Below are 18,005 nucleotides of genomic sequence, written 5' to 3'. Positions count from 1 at the left end.
ACACCCATGCAAGAATCCCAGGCGCTGCAAGTTCCGGGCCGGGAGTTGGCGCGCGCCGGCTACCAAGACGCATCGCTGTCCTTCGAAGCGAGCGCCGAGCCGGTCCTCACCGTCAACCAGGGCGAGCATTTCTGGCTGGAGGCGCGGAGCCTGCTTACTGGAAGCCTCTTCGAAGGGACCGGCGAGTACGAGAAGCTGTCCATTCCGGTCACAGGACCGGTTGCCATCCGCGGGGTACATCCCGGCGACGCGCTGCGCGTGGACATTCACGAGATCAGGATCGCCAACCGCGGTGCGATGGTCACCATGCCCGGCCGGGGCGGCTTCACCGGGGGCCTCGGACGGGCAGGCCACGTGCTGGAGATCGTGGACGGCCAAGTGGTGTTCGACGGCAGCATCACCATCCCCGTCCAGCCAATGGTGGGAAAGCTGGGGGTGGCGCCCGTCGGCGCAGGCCCGAATTCCAGCACCGTAGGAATCCACGGCGGCAACATGGACTGCAAGGACGTGACGGCGGGCTCCGCCGTCGTTCTTCCTGTCCAGGTGCCCGAAGCGATGCTGTACGCCGGGGATCTGCACGCGGCACAGGGCGACGGCGAGTGCTCGCTGACCGCCGTCGAGGTTGAAGGCAGTGTGCGGCTCTCCTGCACGGTCGTTCCCAAGACTGCGGTTCCGAACGCTGATGGCGGGATCCGGCGGCCGGTGGTCCTCAGCGGCGGTTCCGTCATCACCATTGGCGACGGCGACACCCTGGACGAGGCGGCGAGACTCGCCTTGGACGACATGCTGGAACTGCTTCAAACAGACCGGCAATGGGCGCGGGAGAAGACCGCGATGCTGCTCAGCGCGGCCGCGGACGTGTCCGTCTCGCAACTGGTCAACGCCCGTGTCTCGGCCAAAGTCACCTTGGCCTCGCGCTATTTCAGCGCCGAACCTTTCACCCTTAATTCTCCCGACACTAAGAATGCGCAGGTCTCCGATGTTTGATCTCCTCCTGACCAATGGATTGGTCGTCACGCCCTCCGGTGCCGAACGCCTGGACATCGGCATTGCGGGGGGCAAGATCGTGTCGCTCCGTGCGTCAGGCGCGGGCACACCTGACGACGCCCGGCGCGTGATGGACCTGAAAGGGCAGCTGGTGGTGCCAGGCGGCGTCGATCCGCACGTGCACACTAACTCGGTGCTTCCGACAGCGGCGGAAAGCGGCATCATGTGCTTCGGGCCCGACCGTGTGAGCGAGGGCGCCATTTACGGCGGCACCACCACACTGGTGGACTTCGCGCACTGGAAGCCGGGCGACGAACTTTCTGAGTCGTTCGCGCGGAAGTCGGCCGAGTGGGCCGGCTCCACATACACGGATTACGCTCTGCACGGGACGTTCAAGGAACCGGAAATCCCTTTCGAGGTGCTGGAGCAAGTCCCGGACGCGGTGGCCAGCGGGCATGGCAGCTACAAGGTTTGGATGACGAATACGACGCCGACGAGGCCCAAGCAGAAGACGGACCTGGGCAACATGTGGGGGCTGATGGAGCAGACGGCCGCCGCCGGCGCGATGCTGGCTGTGCACGCCGAGGACGACGACATTGTCATGTATTCGTACAGGAAGCTCCAGCACCAGGGCACGACCGGCCTCGAGTACATGCACCACGCCCACAACAACCTGTCCGAAAAGCTCTCGTTCCAGCGGGCGATCACCCTCGCCCACCATGTGGGGGCGCCCATCTACCTGATGCACGTCAGCGCGCGCGAGGGCGTGGACGCCATCCGCGAGGCACGCGGCCGTGGCCAGGCGGTTTACGGAGAGATCCTTCCCCACTACGCATACTTCACTGCCGAGGACTACAAGGAGGAGAACGGCGCGATTTACCACACCTACCCGTCGTTGAAGTCTGAGACGGACAGGGATTCGATGTGGGAATCGTTGCTGGACGGCTCGCTGAGCACCTTGGCCACCGACGGCGTGTGCACCGACCTGGATGTGAAGACGCGCGGCAAGACCATCCTCGACGCGACCGGTGGCCATGCCGGCGTTGAGATGCGCATGGCGGTGGCGTACACCGAAGGCGTCGCGAAGCGGGGCCTGGACCTGACGCGCTTTGTGGACGTCACCTCTGCCAATGCCGCGAAGATCCTGGGCCTGTACCCGCAGAAGGGTGTGATCGCCGTTGGCAGCGACGCCGACCTGGCCGTGCTGGACACCAACGTGGATCGCCGGATCACGGCCTCGGACCTTCACGAGGCGGACTACACGCCGTGGGAGGGCTACCGGGTGGCGGCCTGGCCGAGCATGACAGTACTGCGCGGGACCGTCATGGTGGAGGACCGGAAGTTGCTGAAGGGCCCTGGTGGATCGCTGCTCAAGCAGAACGTGTCCAGCGATGTCCTCAACCGGCCGGCATGCTGACCGGACTGGATTCCCTTTCCGCACACAGCGCTTCCGCTGTCACGCCACGCAGCTTCTCGGTCTGCTGCCTAAGAGCCCGCGTGGCGGGGCGCCAGAGGACTTCCGAGAGCTATAGCGGAACTCAGCAGCCCTGCGGGGAGAATGCTCCCAGTGTCCGGCTGATGTCCCAGGGTAGTTACTGCCGCGGCTTGGCCGGATTCCTCGTACTTCGCAGGCACTATTCTGCGGACGGCCCCGAGACGACCACCCCTGCTGGCATTCAGGCGGCCATGTCGAAAACCGTGCCTCCGGTTATGGACGGGTATGACTGACTACCCAGCAGGAACGGCGCCGCAAGAAGACCCGGGTCCCACGCACCCCCCTGCCGCACACACCTGGAACAGTCCACGCAATACGGCCCGGGCGTCCCGTCAGTGCTTGGGACAGACGATCTGGCCATGACCCGCAAGGAAGATGCAAGAACCAACCCAAAAGTCATGTCACACCGGACTCGTGGGTGCATGAACTGGTGTCAGCAGAAATCGGAATGGAAGGAGCTACCCACCAGCAACGGCAGCTTGACACGACACGGGTGTGGACACTTCACACACCGCCTTTGGCCGGACAAACAGCCGACCGATTTTCCCCCAGGTCCCCAAGTTTTCCCCCAGGTCCCCAAGAAGCAGCGAATCGGGGCCAATGGAAGGAATTCCAGGTAGGTCATGTCATCACCACAACCCCATGGCATGAATAGGTACCAGACCAACCACGCCCACCAGGCCAAGCCAGACAGGAGACCCGGAGACCCCACATCCCAGCAGGCGGAGGGCCCACCAGCCAGGGCACCTGAACCCGCCACCCAGACAACCGAACAGGCCACCGCGGCGGCCAGGCACCAGCACCAGCACCAGCACCAGCACCGCGACCAGCGTCAGAGGGACCCAACCAGGGCAATGTACACACGTTAAAGCAAAAACCCCCTCTGACGAGGGGGAATGCTGTGCCCGAGGTGGGACTCGAACTGCATTCCCTCCCCCGCAAACACTGGACTCCCGCGGAAACATACGGAATCCGGCCCGGTCCGACCCACATACGACCCGGTCCGAAGCCCAGGGTGTGCACATTGTGCACACCCTCCTTTTGCCCACTTCGGCGCCCCCAACCAAAGGGCCACATATGCCTGGGACCAATCCCAATGGCCAGTACGCTCGTCCAGCGATGATAATCCGTCCTCCCCGATCGGTGTGACGGGTTTCCCCCCGGTGCGAGAATGTCTGCATGCTCACCTTCCTGGAGACTGAACGACTTCTGCTCCGGCAGTTCACCCCCGACGATGGGGAGATACTCGTGGAACTGGACAGCGATCCGCGCGTGATGCGGTACATCACTGGCGGTATCCCCACCCCCCGGGACGAGATAGAAGGCGACTTCCTCCCGGCATTCCTCGACTACTACCAGCGCTTTCCCGGCTACGGGTTCTGGGCCGCGATCGAGAAGACGACCGGGGAATTCCTCGGCTGGTTCCACTTCCGGCCAGGCCCCGACGATCCACAAGATCAGCCGGAACTGGGCTACCGGTTGCGCCACGCGGCCTGGGGAAAGGGGCACGCGACGGAGGGATCGCGGGCGCTGATCGCCAAGGGGTTCACCGAGTTCGGGGTGCAACGGGTTGTAGCCTCGACCATGGCAGTCAACACGGCCTCCCGAAGGGTGATGGAGAAATCCGGGATGCGCCTCGTGCGGGCCTTCGTCGCCGACTGGCCGGTGTCCGTTCCGGGCGACGAACACGGCGACGTCGAGTACGCGATCACCCGAGATGAATGGGAGACCGACGATTCCCGCCTTCATCCCCGGTGACCCCTCCGGTATCAGTCGACCGGACGTAAAGACACCGCAGCGAGGTCCGCGAACGACTCTAAGGGGATACAACCGAAGCCGTGCCAGCGCGAACATCACAGCGGCGAGGGCCGGACTGAGACCGAAAGCACCCTCCCCCTTCCCATCGCCCAGGTTGAATCGACCGTCTTTTGGGGCCGGCCAGCTCTTTTCGCCGCATGGAACCGAAGGGACGGCGCTGCGGAAGAGGATGGGGACTCCTGAACCTCGAGAGTTTGCCCGACCCGGATCTCATCCTTGCGCGTCTCCGGGGACCTCGGGCCGTCTCGAGCGTTCATGGGGGTCATGGCCGGCGGGCGGCCGCCGAGTCTGCCCTGGCTTACGCGGTCGCTTGGCCGGCCTTCGTGCCTTCGTCCAACCACGGTCGTTCGTACGCTGCACGAGACGCGAACACGTCGAAATTTGGCTTCCGGGGCGATCTTGTTGTGTCCGGCCAGGGGTCAGTAAGTGACCGGAACCTATCTCTCGACGTCCAAGAATCCAGACCCTTCGACTCCGGACCAAGTGGCCGCCGCTAGCCGCCGGCGCTGCACGCGGCAATGGATCGGGGCGCAGGTTCGGCCGCGGCCAGATCCTTTATCTTGGCTATGCGGGCTTTGGTATCCGGGTCCGCCTCGAGTTTCGTGTAGACAGGGGCACCGGCAGCTTTGAAGGCGGCAACCTCGGCCGCCGTCGCTACGACCACGGTTCCGCCGTCCTTGCAGAATTTCGCCGCATCGTCCGCCGTCTCGGTCATTGTTTCCACGGCCCACGTGCGGGTGGCTGCCGCCGCGTCTTTCAGGGCCCCCCGCTGACCCTCGCTCAAGGCTTGAAACGACCTCGTGTTGATGACCAGGGAGTTCAACTTGGAGTAGAGGACCATGTTGCCGGTCGCGGTCGTGGCCTTCGGGAGCGACCCGGCCAACGCGAACGACGATTCCGCCGCCACCACCGTTCCCGCGGCCATACCGTCATAGAACTGTTCGCCGACCAGATCGTCCGGAGTGGCACCCATCGTGCTCAGCAGATCGTAGGTCGTATCGGACCGGGGAGCCCGTACTGTTTTTCCTGCAAGATCAGCCGGCGTCAGTACGGGTCCGAAGAAGGAGAAGAGCATTCGCGTGCCTTCTGGGAACAGGGCAAGACCGGACACACCGACCTTGTCCAGCTCTGCAAGCATTTCGTCCGCGACTGCCGGGTCCGACACCTTCGCCATCAGTGCATTGGATGTCACGAGGAATGGCGCATGAAGTGCCGCAAAGGAACTCACCCCTTCGGTGTCCCAGGCCCGGGCCGGAACCAGCCCCATATCGAAATCGCCGCTCACCACTGCGCGCGCCACTGCTTGATCCGGGTCGTCCTTGTCCTCACCCACGGCCTTCCACACCGGTTCGATCAGGACCTTGCCCCCGGAGTGTTCCTTCACGTTGCGGGCGAATTCCTCAATCTGAGCGGCGGCCGGGCGGCCGGGCTCATCATCGGTCGCTATCCGCAGGGTCTTGGTCTGTTCTGCCGCCGGCGGCGGGCTGGCCGTCGTTGCGCTGCATCCCGCTGTGGTCAGAAGTGCTGCTAATCCGAACCCTACAGAAGTCATGAAGTTGAACGGATTTTTCATAACCACGCGCCTTCCGGACGATGAATCAGTGATGCAGACGTTGGGACGGGAGACTGGTGACGCAGCGCAGCTGGAAACGTGCGTGTCCGGAAGCTACGCCCAACGCCGCAGCGAAGCAATAGCGGACGGCAACGCCGGACCGCCGTCCTGTTGCGCAGCGAATCTTCCGCTGTGCTGGCCCAACCGAGGACAGTTCGGGGCCCGTTTAACGGTGTGGACTATCTACACATCACGTATGGCCAGACAATGCGCCACCAGCCTCGCCCCAGGTCCCAGTACACAAGGAATCCGGGGAAAAATCTTCACCAAACCCCCGCGGGTCATGCCAACACCAGCCCCACGGCAGGAAGAGGCGCAAGACCAACCAAGGCCACTGGGACAGGCCAGAAAGGAGGCTCGAATGACCCCACATCCCAGCACGCGGAGGACCTACAGTAAAGGCGCCTGACCCCGCCACCCACAGTGGCGGGCGGAGATGGCAAATCCGTGGGTTAGGTGATCTCCTCGCATGGTGGTGCCGGCTGAGCGGTTACTACTTGGGTATTCGGATCGTACTCTAGGGCCGGCCTTCCGGCCACGATCACTGTAGCGCGCTCCCACGGCCGGTCTTCAAGTAGGAAGGGAATTTCTTGTTCTTCCCACTCCCTGTGCAGGTCTTCTTCTTCCTGGCCATCTCGTTCCAGGAGGCGACGTCGGGCTTCAAAGTTGTCGCACTGCACCCAGATTGAAGCGTCGACTAGGTCGGAGAGAGCTTGGCGTGATGATCCGCTCCCTTCCACCCACACCACGGAACGCCCGGCGGGTAGAGCTATGGCACCTGGACGTTCTCGGGCCACCCAACCCGGCGGACGGTAATGGACTGCCTCGCCTTGGAGCAGAGGTTCGAGGACACCGTCACGGAGTTCATCGGCCCAGTCAAAAAACGAGAGATGCCACGCTACATCGTCCGTGTGAACGACATCTGAGTCCGGCACTCGAGCTAGTAGACGATCGACCAGGGTGGTCTTGCCCGCCCCGCTCCTTCCATCTACCGCTACAACCCAGGGCCGGTTCGGACGTTGTCCTGCTGCCGGCAGCAGCCGCCGCACCAAGCCTTCCAGTGACTCGGCTTGCCACAGTCCCCCATCGGGTTCGCCGACTTCCGGTTTCATATCCATGGTTACCTCGACTTCGATTATCGGTCCCGCCCGAAGCTGCCTGGTATGAAGTCTCGAGAGTTGCTGTGTATAGCGCAAGCTCTTTTCGTGGCTGATGATAGCTGGTGTACTTCAATCTGCGCCGGCCTGCCGTGTTGCGGTGTCCGGCTGATTCGGTGCGATGAACGTCTAGGGTCATTTCCCTGTTGCGGGGAGAGCGCGGTCCCGTAGCGCAGCAACGTGCGCTACTCGCGGACCGGCGGTTCGAAGGCCCATGCTGCCGAGTGCTGAAGGCGGATTGACGCCCAGCGTGTGCGTGGCTCAAGGAGCTCGAACTGGAGAACCAGGAACTGCGCAGCGCAGCGAAAGTGCGATTTTCCCCGTGTCCCCCAAGGTCACCGAGATCCGCATCGAATCCCACAGGCGGGCAATCCGCCGGCACGATGCCGGTGTGGACGACATCCCAGCAGTCAATGTGGTCTCACCAGTGGCCCGTCGGGTCGTCCCGGGAAGACCGCCGAAGGACCAAAAGGCAGCAGGGCTGAGGCATGGATCGGCCGGCATGACGACACGCGCGGCGCAAGTTCCTCTGATTGTCGATAGCCGGTGCCACCATCGAGATATGAGCACTCCAACAGTGGAAGCAGCGATCAATGAGCTCATGGATTGGGAGTGGCACGCAGTCGAGGAGTTACTCGCGAAACGCGGCCTCCTGGGCGATGGACTCCTCGTTGAGGACTACACAGGACTGATGTCATGGCTCGAGTCAGTGACCCGGTACACCGTCGTGCATTCCGCGTCAGTGGCCGTCCTGTTCGTGAACTCCTTCCCGGTCGATGCCATCTCCTTCCACCGCGACCTTCTCGGCTCCGACGATCCGAAGTCGTTCTTCACCCTCATGCCGCGGACGTAGAAGCTCAGCGGCACGCGGACAGGCGCGTCGACTGGCACCTTCGGCCGGTCATGCCGTACAAATGATGGCTATGACGACGACCACCGAAGCGCCGGCCTTTCACGCGACAGACGAAACCGCGACCGCTCAAACCCATCGTGTGGTCTTCTCGGACCCCGACACCGTGACGGCGACAGCGGTACGCGACACTGACACTCGGGGCGCCGCCCAGGCCCCGGTCTTCTCGAGCCCCTACTGATCTCCCCCGCCCGCCATGTCACAGCTCCGGCCAGCTGACCTTCGCGCGCCTTCCCTGAGCATGGCCAAACCCGTGAACCGAGTCCCGGCCCGGACGTGCTTCCCGGCGGCTCCTGGTACGAGCCCAAGTGGGACGGCTTTCGGGTATCTGCAGTGGTCGCGGAGACGGGCGTGACGCTGTGCCCTGTCAGGGCAAAGACCTGACCCTGTGGCGCCCTGACCTGGCTGCTGCCCTTGCGGAGCACGTCCCGCCCGGGTGCGTGATCGACGGCGAGGCGCTCATCCGGGCGGGCGATGGCCGTTATGACGGCAGGGAGCCGCGGACTGAAGGTCCTCACCGGCCAGGGAGCAGCCATCGACACCACGACCGCTTCCGGGAAGCTGGTCTTCGGGATCTTCGCGGGGCGTGGCCGAGTTCGAACGCGAACTCATCTCAGAACGAACCATCACAGGACTGGCCTCCGCGCGGGCCCGCGGCGGCCGCCCGTACAAGATGACCCCATCCAAGCTCCTCCTCGCGATGGCGTCAATGGGCAAACCCGAAACCAAAGTCAGCGAACTCTGCACCGAACTCGGCATCACCCGCCAGGCCATCTACCGCCCTGTCTCCCCCACGGGTGAGCTCGCCCGGACGGAGCCAACCTGCTACCGCGGCAGCTGGCAACCCACGGCGACAACCAACGAACGCCGCCTCGGGCTCCATCAGCCACTCCCCCGCCATACCGAAGCAGGACGCCTTATCGAGACCCAGGAGCGCATCAAAGTAACAGCTCAAACGCCTGTCCCAAAGTCTGTGACTGTTCGTTGGGAGTGGCGGTTAAATCACAGCTTGGAATGGGCGGTTCGCCGTTCCTTTTGTGGAACCCTTAGCGGCGATCGGCGCTGGGTGCTGAGTTTCGTGGTCATCGGGCGTCGAGACTCCCCTGCTGCTCCAGGCGGGAGGAGATTGCTCTTTCCACTAGTCGGCGGGCTGTCTGCGGAGGGACTTTACGGGCCCGGCCTATCCACTGGACACGTTTGAGCGTACAACCATGTCATGGGTGCCCTGGCTGCTTGGTGGCGGACGCGTTTATGTCCGCTCGGTGCCGCAGCTTTCTCCGCGGCCTTGGTCCTCGCTGTGAGCGGCTGCGTGGGGGCCCCTCCCGGGCCGGCCCCGTCGAGCGTCGCCGCGACCCAGGAAGTGACCCAGGAAGCGGTCCAGGCCGCGACGGATTCTCTGGAACGCAGGATCCAGCACTTCATGGAGGGCGGGGCGACGTCCTTGGTAGTGCAGATGAGATGGCCGGGCGGCGAATGGTCCAAGGCCTACGGGGTGCGAAACCTGGACAGCAAGGACCCGGCCCGGCCCCAGGACAGGGTATCCGTTGGCAGCATTACAAAATCGATGGTCGCCGTCTCCGTCTTGAAACTCGTCGACGAGGGACTTATCGGGCTCGATGACCCGGTGAACGGTGTCCTGGAGAGCTTCCGAACCACGCTGCGGCCACCCGGACCGATCACCGTCCGCCAGTTGCTGAACCATAACTCCGGCATGCCCGATTTCGGCGACTCGGAATACGCGGCGGGACCACTGAAGCATGTTGCGAACACGCGGATCAGCATGCAACGAGGACTCGAACTGGCCGCCACGCTCCCCTGGGAGTCCAAGAACGTGGACCGCTTTTCTTACTCGAACTCCAACTACCTGGCTCTCGGCCAGCTGATCGAAAAACTGCGCGGACGGCCCGTCGCCGACGTGCTCAATCAAGACATCTTCGCGCCCCTGGGACTTCAGCACACGTCGCTGGCCGAACCGGACCGCCAGGCTCCGGACAACATCCACGCCTACGTCATTGAGGGCGGCGAACGGGTCGATCTCACCCAGCCCGAGGCTGTTGTCGGCTCCCCCGCAGGCGGCGTCATCTCCATCACGCAGGACATAAACACCTTCTACCGGGCCCTCCTGCGCGGCCAGCTCCTCTCCCCCGCCATGCTTGAGGAAATGAAGAAGAAGACCGAATTCTGGGACTACGGACTCGGTCTGGGGCGGTATCCTGACGCATGTACCGGCGACGTCCGCTACGGCCATACAGGGCACATATTCGGCTACACGAGTATTTCCATCACGAGCGCCGACGGCGGCAGCCAGATCACGATGACCATGGCACTACGGCCGCTGGCCTGGCAGGACCCCGCATCCGCACGCCGCATCGACCTGCTCCAGACGCAGATGGAACAGGCCGCCCAGGAAACCCTCGACCGCCTCTGCCAGTGAACAGAATAGGGAGCCTGGCCCGAGTGGAGCCCCTACCGTTCCGAACCCGCGGCCTTGGCCGGAGACCGCCTGGCCCGCGGGCTTATCCCATCCCGGCAATGCCGGCCCAGGCGCCACTCGCGCCGGTCCCGCCACCGCCACGGTCGTCGTCCTTACCGCAACGCCTGCAGCGCTTGTAGCGGCCGCCATCCTCGGTGAACTCCAGGTGCCAATCGTGGCGCATGTTCAACTTACACAACAGGGTCCTGAGCATGACGCTCTCCGATCGGAGGCACGATCCACGCAAACCGCGATCCCTACTCAGCCACCGCCATTTTAAGCCCGCCCCTTGTCGCCGCTAGAAACTCCCCGGAGCACCTCACCTCGTGAACAGTCCCGGCCCCCGGCTGGTAAATCGCCGCCGGCTTGATTAGCAGCATCGATTGGGTGGTTCGGCTCCTTAAAGCACCTCCACCCGGCCAGAGGGCCTGGCCGCGAGCCGAGCGGCCCAGATCGTATTATCCCGTGATGGTGCCCGTAGATGGGGGACGAAGCAGGTCTTGTGATTTGGTCCGTAATCTGGTCCGTCCAGCCGTCGACCGCCGCCCAGTCCCGGAAGTCCCCGAAACGGCCCCCGACAACCCGGAACAACATCCGAAGCGGTGCCGGCATCTGGCCGGCCTTGTAGACACCAGAAAAGATCTCGTGGCCGCGAAGCCGAACCTCCTTGACCAGGACTCTGGCTAGACGCTCCTGTTGCAGGGCCGCGCCGCGCTTGCGAAACGGCCTTGGCAGCGCGTCAGCCATCCCTCGGCTGAATGCCCAGACGGGCCGTTTGGCCAGCTCGCGGGCATGACCGGTGAAGAACAGCAAAGCCGGTGGCAACCAGGCCTGGTTGTGGATGGCGCTGCCGACCACGACAGCCTCGTAGCCGGCGACAGCCTCGACTTCCTCCACGGACCGGCACTCGACCTCGCCGAGTGCCACCGCCATACGGGATGCTAAATGTTGAGCTATCTCCCGGGTGGACCCAAGAGCGCTTGCATAGGCAACAAGGACAGTCATGGTGGAGCCTCCCGTCTTCCCTTCTCGAGCCTCATGGCACCTGTGCCGCCGCGGATGTGCCATACGTCCCATGGCTTGGAGGTCACCTTAAGGCGCACAGGTCTCGTTGGAGACTCTAATCCGTGCGCGTCATGTCACCCAGACCTCGTGGGTGCATGAACCTGTGTCGGTAGAAATAGGCAACGAGAGGGGTCGCCGATGAGCCGCAGCATCACCCGGACAGTGATGTGGACACTGTACACACCACCTTTGGCCGGACAAACAGCTGCCAGCTTCTCCCCCCGGCCCCAAGAAACAGCGAATCGGGGCCAAGAATCTGGGAAGGATTCCGCGCAGGTCATGTCGTCACCACAACTCCAGCGCATGAACAGGTACAAGGCCAACCACGCCCAGCACAACCAACCAGGAAAGGAGACCCGAATGACCCCATACCCCAGCAGGCGGAGGACCCACCAGCCAGGGCCCTGAACCCACCACCCACACAACTTCACAGGCCACCGCGGCGGCCAGGCACCAGCCACGGACCAGCGTCAGAGGGACCCGAACAGGGTCAATGTACACACGTTAAAGCAAAAACCCCTCTGACGAGGGGGAATGCTGTGCCCGAGGTGGGACTCGAACTGCATTCCCACCCTTGCAAACACTGGGAACCTGCGGAAACATGCGGAATCCGGCCCGATCCGGCCCCGGTACAACCAGCCCGAAGCCGAAAGTGTGTACTTTGTACACACTTTCTTTTGCCACATCCCAGGCAACCCAAAGCGCTGCGTAGGAACCAGCGAAACGGCCAGTCAACGATGCTGAACTTAGTTTGGGCCTCCAGAAACCAACGGGCTGGTTTAGGCGCCGACGCCGCCCACGAGAGGATGAGTGTCCCGCCCCAAATATCGTGAAGCAGGCCGCACAGAAATTTTGGCGTTGCCACAATCTGGACGAGACGGAATGAGGCCTGTTCCCTCTTCCACAAGCCAAAGTCGGGAATCCGGCCACGCCTCTGCGAAAGGTGCCTGCGGCGGATTCTCCCTAGCCATCGACAGTTACCACGACCGGTATCGATGCCTTCGTCGATCAGGACGTTCCCATCCTGCAGGAACGCGGCCCGTTCCGCCTCAATTACGAATAGGTCCGGGAAAGATGATTCGTTGCACCGCTCCGCGGCGTTTGTAGACTGAGCAGGGATTCACCTATTCGGTTGGCAGGGGATGGGAATGAGAATGGCCACTTTTCGGGAACTCCACCACACTACGGCACCACTCCTGCTGCCCAATGCGTGGGACGTCGGATCCGCGTTGGCATTTGCGACAGCGGGATTCCCCGCCGTCGGCACCACCAGTTTTGGCATTGCGGCAAGTGCCGGTCTGCCGGACGGAGGCCGGTCCAGCAAAGCCGTAACCACCGCACTGGTGGCGCAGCTGTGCCGCCTGCCTGTACACGTCACGGCGGACATCGAGGACGGCTACTCCGATGACCCCGCCGAGGTCGCGGAACTAGTGGCCCAACTGGCTGCCCTAGGCGTGGCCGGGGTCAACCTGGAGGACAGCACCGCCGGGCACCTGATCGATCCAGCAGCCTTCGCCGACAAGGTTGCCGCCGTCAAGCGGCGTAGCCCGGCTGTGTTCATCAACGCCCGGGTGGACAACATATGGTTCGGCGAGCAGGCCACTGTGGATGCCGTCCTCCTCCGGGCGGGTCTCTACGCCGACGCCGGGGCAGATGGGATCTTTGTCCCCGGACTCGTGGCGCCGGAGGACATCCAGATCGTCACCGCCGGCATCGGGCTGCCGGTCAACGTGTTGGTCCATCCCTCGCTGACCGTTGCCGAGCTGGGTGATCTGGGGGTGCGGCGGGTGAGTTCCGGCTCCCTCCCGTACCGCGCAGCAATTGACGCCGCGGTAAACGTGGTCACCGCCCTGCGCGACGGCAAGCAGGCGCCGGCCGCCACTCCGTACTGGGAAATGCAATCGCGTCTCTTGTCATTCAGCCAGCCCCTCACGCACTAACCGCTGTCAGTGCCACCCCGCTACTTCCTGCGGCCGCAGATGCCACGGAGGTCAGTAATCCCACGGTCAGGGACGTGATCGTGGCAGCAACGGATGAAATCCTGCGCCGCAATTACCCGTTCGTGGCCAGCCGCAATGCGCTGACCCGGGAGGGCGAATGGTGCCTGCGGGTGCGTGCGTGAGCCCGAGGTGAAGGACAGAGACCCGGAAGATGACCTGGTTCACGGTGCGGGCCTGCACATTTGTCCTGGAGCACCGATGGCCCGGCTTGAGCTCCAAGAGTTGAACCCATACGTTGGGTTGTGTGCTACCGATAGCCGTGATTATGACGAGCGGCCACTCAGAAGAGGCCAGAACGGCAGCTCACATCCACATCGGTCCGACGGAACGGTCTGATCCTGCTGTGATTCGGTGGCACCGGTGCTTCCGCAAATTGGTTTAGCTGATGCTCAATATCGCACTTTGGGCACAGTCCGCCGTAAGGGCTATGGAAAGCTGGCGTCATGGGATACCAAAATCCAAGCTACTACCAGAAAAACTTGAGATTGGTCTGAGAGACTGCGCGAGACCAAGCTGCCAGCGTTGGTGAGCCAGATCAAAGGAGCCACTCTATGGCCGGATCGAGAGGAGCTGATTGTGGAAGACAACGTAAAGTCGGGGGGCTCCGAGGGCGAGAATGGCAGCCCGAACGGTGGCCGGCTTTTCCAGGCAACCTTGGTAATTCGAGTCTGGAGGGACACGGAAAGTCCCGAACCCTTCCGTGCCCGGATCATTGCGGGATCGCCAAACGGTGACGAACACACAATTAGTTATGCTCGCGACCGGGCGGAAGTGGTCGCAGCGGTGAACCGTTGGCTAGACAACCTGCCAGACGATTAGAAACTTGCCCGATTCCGCCTCGCCAAGCCCTGCGCCTACAAAACGTCAGCGACGAGCCGCCGAATGTCCTCCGACGGCGCAAGGCCCATGTCCTCGTGCAGCTTCGCTCGATATGTTTCGAAGGCCCGAAGGGCGGCAGCATTGTTGCCCTGATGCCTTTGAGCCCGGATGAGCAGCCCGACCGCACTTTCATAGAGCGGTTCAAGTTCCAGTGCTGCCTCCGACGCTTCCGAGGCAACCTCAAAGTCGCAGCGCGCCAGCGACTCGCGGGCAATGATGTGGAACGCGTGGAGCCGGTCCTGCCGCAATCTGCTCTGTTCAAAGAGCACCCAATCGTCGTACCAGCCCGGGAGCAGCTCGGCATCGCGAAGCAGGTTCAGGGACGATGCGGCGTTGCCGTTGAGCCCGGTCTGGCTTAGCTCCCGAACGCAGGACCGGACCCGGTACAAGTCGACATCCACCAGATCGCTGAGGGACAGTTCGGCGCCCCCGTTGACCAGCAGGCCCGGGACCTGTCGTGAGACCAGGTGCATGCTCACCCGCAGGCTCTCCATGGCCCGGCTCTCGCGACTCTCCGGCCACAGGAGCCCTACCAGGTAGCTTCGAGGGCGGGGACCGTGGATAGCCAAGGCGGTGATGAGCCGCTGTTGGCGCATCGCAACATGCATAGTGCACGAGTCCATGCAGAGTCTCCACGATTGGAAAAGGCTCAGCTGAAAATGGCAAAAGTCGCCGCTTCCCATTGGTACCCCCAAATCCAGCGTGACTGCGAGCTGGAACAGTTCTAGCCACGAGCATCCGCATTTCGGCTGGGCATGTCAATGGCCCGCCGCATGTGCCGGTTTTGTGAAGCGAAATGGCGTGAACTGGGCACCCTGACAGCACATGCACAACACTGTCGCCATCAAAAAGTGCCCTAGAATCCGGATCAAAAGTCCCTAGTGGTGACGTTTCTCTAGACAGGCTTGACAATCTCAAATACCGGATCTCCCCTGGTCCCCCCGGGCATGGTCACCGCAATTTCGTGTCAGATGTTTCGAGAAGTCCGTCCTCATCTGCTGCCTGCAGGGGCGGCGGTACGAACCGGGCGGAGGGTAACGCGTGAGTAACGCGTTATCGCTAGGACACACACCCCGGTGCGGACACTGTACGCACTCCCTTTGACCGGACAAACGCCCACCTGGCTCTCTCCCCAAGAGACAGCTAGTCGAGGCGAAAATTTGGAAGAAATCTCCCTCAGGTCATGTCACCCCCACAACCCCCAGGCATGAATAGGTACAAGACCAACCACGGCCATAAGAACAAGCCAGAGAGGAGCCCCGAATGACCCCAGATCCCAGCAGGTGGAGGGCCTACAGCCGAGGCACCAGATCCCGCCACCCACACAAGCGAATAGGCCACCGGGGCAACCAGGCACCAGCCGCAACCAGCGTCAGAGGGACCCATCCAGGTGAATGTACACACCTTAAAGCAAAAACCCCTCTGACGAGGGGGAATGCTGTGCCCGAGGTGGGACTCGAACTGCATTCCAGCTGTTGCGAACACTGGGCTCCCGCGGAAACATGCGGAATCCGACCCGATCCGACCCACATATGGCCCGATCCGAAGCCCAGGGTGTGTATTTTGTACACACTTCCTTTTTGCCACATTCCAGGCAACCCAAAGTGCTGGGGTAGGAACCAGCGAAACGGGCAGTCAAATCATGAATCCGGCGACGCGTCTGTCTCACGTATGCCGGCCACGGTCGGACTGGCGCTTCTTCTCTGTCGGGATCACAGCCGGCGGCCGGGGAAATCGCACTGGACCTCGGATGGCTAGTCCTTCGCGTAACTCAGGGGCGGGAAATCGCGAGCCAAATCAGACGTCGGTGTAAGCATCCAGCCTTCCCTGTCCTTCTCGTAGCTAATCACCATCGGCGCCTCGGCGTCGCGGGCCGTATCCATGGCCAGTAACAACGCATCCTGCAGCCGCCGTGCATAGTCAAGCCTTTCAGCCTGTGCTCCCACGAGCTCGCTGTCGTCGATAACATGGAAAGCCTTACCTCCCGCGACCACCGTTACCGCATATCCCGTCTCCTCGTGGACCGATCCACGAGAAGTTCTAATTTCAGTGACTTTGGCGGCCCGAATCAGGCCCTGGTCGGCGGTACGAATCCACACGTCACCCATGAAAACTCCCTTGTTCTGTGGGCATCTGCAAATCTACTCCCATTTGACCTACGCGACTACGCCGCTGCGGCCGACGGCTCAGGTGCCCTTGACGCATACGTGCCGCTCGTCCTCCACCCGCAGCAGCCGGCCGATCGCGCCGCTTCAATTCGTCGGTCTGTTCCCTGCCGGGATTCTTGAGACCTGCCGCTGTCCCTGACTTTTCCGGCGCAGTTACCTCAGCAGCCGATCATGGAAAGTCCGGCTGAGGACCGACGACCCGCGGGCTTCAGCCCTTGTGAAGATGACCGGGACGTCATTCCAACCCGGCGGGTGGCGTCATCCAGGGAGCTCCACCAGTTGGCGGTGGTGTGACGGTGCAGCGGCGGCCGCTGATGGACGTAGGAACGATCCGGATGAAATGGTCCTTGCGGCCGGCCTCGTCGTCGTATTCCCCCCGTCCTCCTTGGCGGCCACGGATTCCCGGATGCACCCCTCGCCCCCGAGTTGAACATGCCGGTTCCTGCTGATTGGAAGTGGCGTGGTCCGGACGAACCACACCGCCGCATTGGCACGCCGTAGCGGCGCTACGGCTGGGTCCTAAAGCGTCCGGCATGCCTTAGCCTGCAGAGCAATGTGGTGGGACACCGGATATCAGCTCACCTCGGCGGTGGCCAGCGGCAGTTTCCGGTCAGCCCGCGGCGGGCAATGCGTCCGGGATGCGCGGCTTGGCGTTGCCTGCGAAGGTGAACTTCGCGTTGTCGCCTTCGCCTTCCACATCCACCACCACGATGTCGCCGGCGTGCAGTTCGCCGAAGAGGATCTTCTCGGAGAGCTGGTCCTCGATCTCGCGCTGGATGGTGCGGCGCAGCGGCCGGGCACCCATGGCCCGGGACATCAGTAGTGCCATTAGCGTTGTGTAGCGGCCCGGCCCGGGGCGTGTTGCTCCAGGACGTGAGGCGGCCATCGCGTGAATTCCTGGAAAGACCGGCCAAAGTCTGCTCTCAAGGAGTTTCCACGTGATGACCCACCCCATGTTATCGATCCTGCCCGTTTCCTGTCCGGGCAACTCGAGCTGGCCTCCCCGGATCTGATGCGATCCATGCTCACGACCTTCATCAACTTGCTGATGAGCGCCGAGCCCGACGCGGTCTGCGGCGCCGCACCGGCACCTGGACGTGGCAGTCCCCAAGGTCCGGCAGGGATCGTACTTCCCGGACTGGCTGCTGGAACGCCGCCGCCGCCGGGCCGAGGCCGCCCTGACCACCGGGGTCGCGACCTGCTACCTGCTCGGGGTCTCCACCCGGTGGAGAAGCTCGTGGAACCCTGGGCATCACCGGCTCTCCAAGTCCCACGTCTCAGTCCTGGCCGCCGACCTCGACGCCCTAGTCCTGAATGTCTGCGAAGGCGGCCGGGTCGTGAACGTCCACGCCTTGATCGTCACCGGGTCAACGCCAACGGGCACCGCGAGGTTCTCGGCATCCAGGCGTCCTCCGCGGAGGACGGGGGCGCCTGGCGGTGC

10 protein-coding genes and 2 pseudogenes are annotated in these 18,005 nt (G+C 63.1%); 7 read left to right on the top strand and 5 right to left on the bottom strand.

The annotated features are described in order from the left end of the window. Positions 1 to 6 precede the first annotated feature (6 nt). The 3 genes from AC1D0A_RS11720 (at position 7) to AC1D0A_RS11710 (ending at position 4,240) form a co-directional block, all read left to right on the top strand. Positions 7 to 987 (top strand): acetamidase/formamidase family protein, encoded by a 981-nt coding sequence (locus AC1D0A_RS11720; protein WP_476945858.1) that lies wholly within the window; start codon positions 7 to 9, stop codon positions 985 to 987. Further along, complete coding sequence (locus tag AC1D0A_RS11715) at positions 980 to 2,404, top strand: dihydroorotase (RefSeq protein WP_476945857.1); 1,425 nt, start codon at positions 980 to 982, stop codon at positions 2,402 to 2,404. Before AC1D0A_RS11720 ends, AC1D0A_RS11715 begins: the two co-directional genes overlap by 8 nt. Before the next feature lie 1,257 nt (positions 2,405 to 3,661). Next, entirely contained in the window at positions 3,662 to 4,240 is a 579-nt protein-coding gene (locus AC1D0A_RS11710; protein WP_476945856.1) for a GNAT family N-acetyltransferase, read from the top strand. A gap of 553 nt (positions 4,241 to 4,793) precedes the next feature. Here AC1D0A_RS11710 and AC1D0A_RS11705 read toward each other — a convergent pair. Further along, positions 4,794 to 5,873 carry a TRAP transporter substrate-binding protein gene (locus tag AC1D0A_RS11705; RefSeq protein ID WP_476945855.1) on the bottom strand — a complete coding sequence of 360 codons (1,080 nt, stop codon included), beginning with the start codon at positions 5,871 to 5,873 and terminating at the stop codon, positions 4,794 to 4,796. Positions 5,874 to 7,631: 1,758 nt separating this feature from the next. Between AC1D0A_RS11705 and AC1D0A_RS11700 the strand changes: the two genes are divergently transcribed. Together AC1D0A_RS11700 and AC1D0A_RS11695 are read left to right on the top strand one after the other, a co-directional pair. Beyond that, positions 7,632 to 7,922, top strand: a complete 291-nt coding sequence (locus tag AC1D0A_RS11700) for a hypothetical protein (RefSeq protein ID WP_243178729.1) — start codon at positions 7,632 to 7,634, stop codon at positions 7,920 to 7,922. Positions 7,923 to 9,195: 1,273 nt separating this feature from the next. Continuing rightward, complete coding sequence (locus tag AC1D0A_RS11695; protein ID WP_476945854.1) at positions 9,196 to 10,413, top strand: serine hydrolase domain-containing protein; 1,218 nt, start codon at positions 9,196 to 9,198, stop codon at positions 10,411 to 10,413. A 315-nt stretch (positions 10,414 to 10,728) separates the two neighbouring features. Here AC1D0A_RS11695 and AC1D0A_RS11690 read toward each other — a convergent pair whose 3' ends face one another. Continuing rightward, positions 10,729 to 11,457: a flavodoxin domain-containing protein gene (locus AC1D0A_RS11690; protein ID WP_476945853.1), complete on the bottom strand. Its 729-nt coding sequence runs from the start codon at positions 11,455 to 11,457 to the stop codon at positions 10,729 to 10,731. 1,214 nt (positions 11,458 to 12,671) lie between these two features. Between AC1D0A_RS11690 and AC1D0A_RS11685 the strand changes: the two genes are divergently transcribed. Beyond that, the gene (locus AC1D0A_RS11685) at positions 12,672 to 13,457 is read left to right on the top strand and encodes an isocitrate lyase/PEP mutase family protein (protein ID WP_476945852.1); all 786 of its coding nucleotides are present in this window, start codon (positions 12,672 to 12,674) and stop codon (positions 13,455 to 13,457) included. Between the two features lie 914 nt (positions 13,458 to 14,371). Here AC1D0A_RS11685 and AC1D0A_RS11680 read toward each other — a convergent pair. The 3 genes and pseudogenes from AC1D0A_RS11680 to AC1D0A_RS11670 form a co-directional block, all read right to left on the bottom strand. Further along, the gene (locus AC1D0A_RS11680; RefSeq protein WP_476945851.1) at positions 14,372 to 15,019 is read right to left on the bottom strand and encodes an AfsR/SARP family transcriptional regulator; all 648 of its coding nucleotides are present in this window, start codon (positions 15,017 to 15,019) and stop codon (positions 14,372 to 14,374) included. 1,131 nt (positions 15,020 to 16,150) lie between these two features. Then, positions 16,151 to 16,504, bottom strand: a complete 354-nt coding sequence (locus tag AC1D0A_RS11675; protein ID WP_476945850.1) for a hypothetical protein — start codon at positions 16,502 to 16,504, stop codon at positions 16,151 to 16,153. Between the two features lie 670 nt (positions 16,505 to 17,174). Further along, a pseudogene (locus AC1D0A_RS11670) lies at positions 17,175 to 17,372 on the bottom strand (hypothetical protein); the annotation flags it as partial. Between the two features lie 150 nt (positions 17,373 to 17,522). Here AC1D0A_RS11670 and AC1D0A_RS11665 point away from each other — a divergent pair. Beyond that, positions 17,523 to 17,999, top strand: a pseudogene (locus AC1D0A_RS11665) (transposase); the annotation flags it as partial. Between the last annotated feature and the right edge of the window lie 6 nt (positions 18,000 to 18,005).

It is taken from the genome of Arthrobacter sp. P1_D4, assembly GCF_056406115.1.
This window is presented reverse-complemented; position numbering and strand designations above follow the sequence as displayed.

What these genes read in the sequence shown, in the direction of transcription:
- AC1D0A_RS11715 (WP_476945857.1), top strand. Translation starts at nt 980, where the DNA reads ATGTTTGATCTCCTCCTGACCAATGGATTGGTCGTCACGCCCTCCGGT.
- AC1D0A_RS11720 (WP_476945858.1), top strand. Translation starts at nt 7, where the DNA reads ATGCAAGAATCCCAGGCGCTGCAAGTTCCGGGCCGGGAGTTGGCGCGC.
- AC1D0A_RS11675 (WP_476945850.1), bottom strand. Translation starts at nt 16,504, where the DNA reads ATGGGTGACGTGTGGATTCGTACCGCCGACCAGGGCCTGATTCGGGCC.
- AC1D0A_RS11685 (WP_476945852.1), top strand. Translation starts at nt 12,672, where the DNA reads ATGGCCACTTTTCGGGAACTCCACCACACTACGGCACCACTCCTGCTG.
- AC1D0A_RS11680 (WP_476945851.1), bottom strand. Translation starts at nt 15,019, where the DNA reads ATGGACTCGTGCACTATGCATGTTGCGATGCGCCAACAGCGGCTCATC.
- AC1D0A_RS11700 (WP_243178729.1), top strand. Translation starts at nt 7,632, where the DNA reads ATGAGCACTCCAACAGTGGAAGCAGCGATCAATGAGCTCATGGATTGG.
- AC1D0A_RS11690 (WP_476945853.1), bottom strand. Translation starts at nt 11,457, where the DNA reads ATGACTGTCCTTGTTGCCTATGCAAGCGCTCTTGGGTCCACCCGGGAG.
- AC1D0A_RS11705 (WP_476945855.1), bottom strand. Translation starts at nt 5,873, where the DNA reads ATGAAAAATCCGTTCAACTTCATGACTTCTGTAGGGTTCGGATTAGCA.
- AC1D0A_RS11710 (WP_476945856.1), top strand. Translation starts at nt 3,662, where the DNA reads ATGCTCACCTTCCTGGAGACTGAACGACTTCTGCTCCGGCAGTTCACC.
- AC1D0A_RS11695 (WP_476945854.1), top strand. Translation starts at nt 9,196, where the DNA reads ATGGGTGCCCTGGCTGCTTGGTGGCGGACGCGTTTATGTCCGCTCGGT.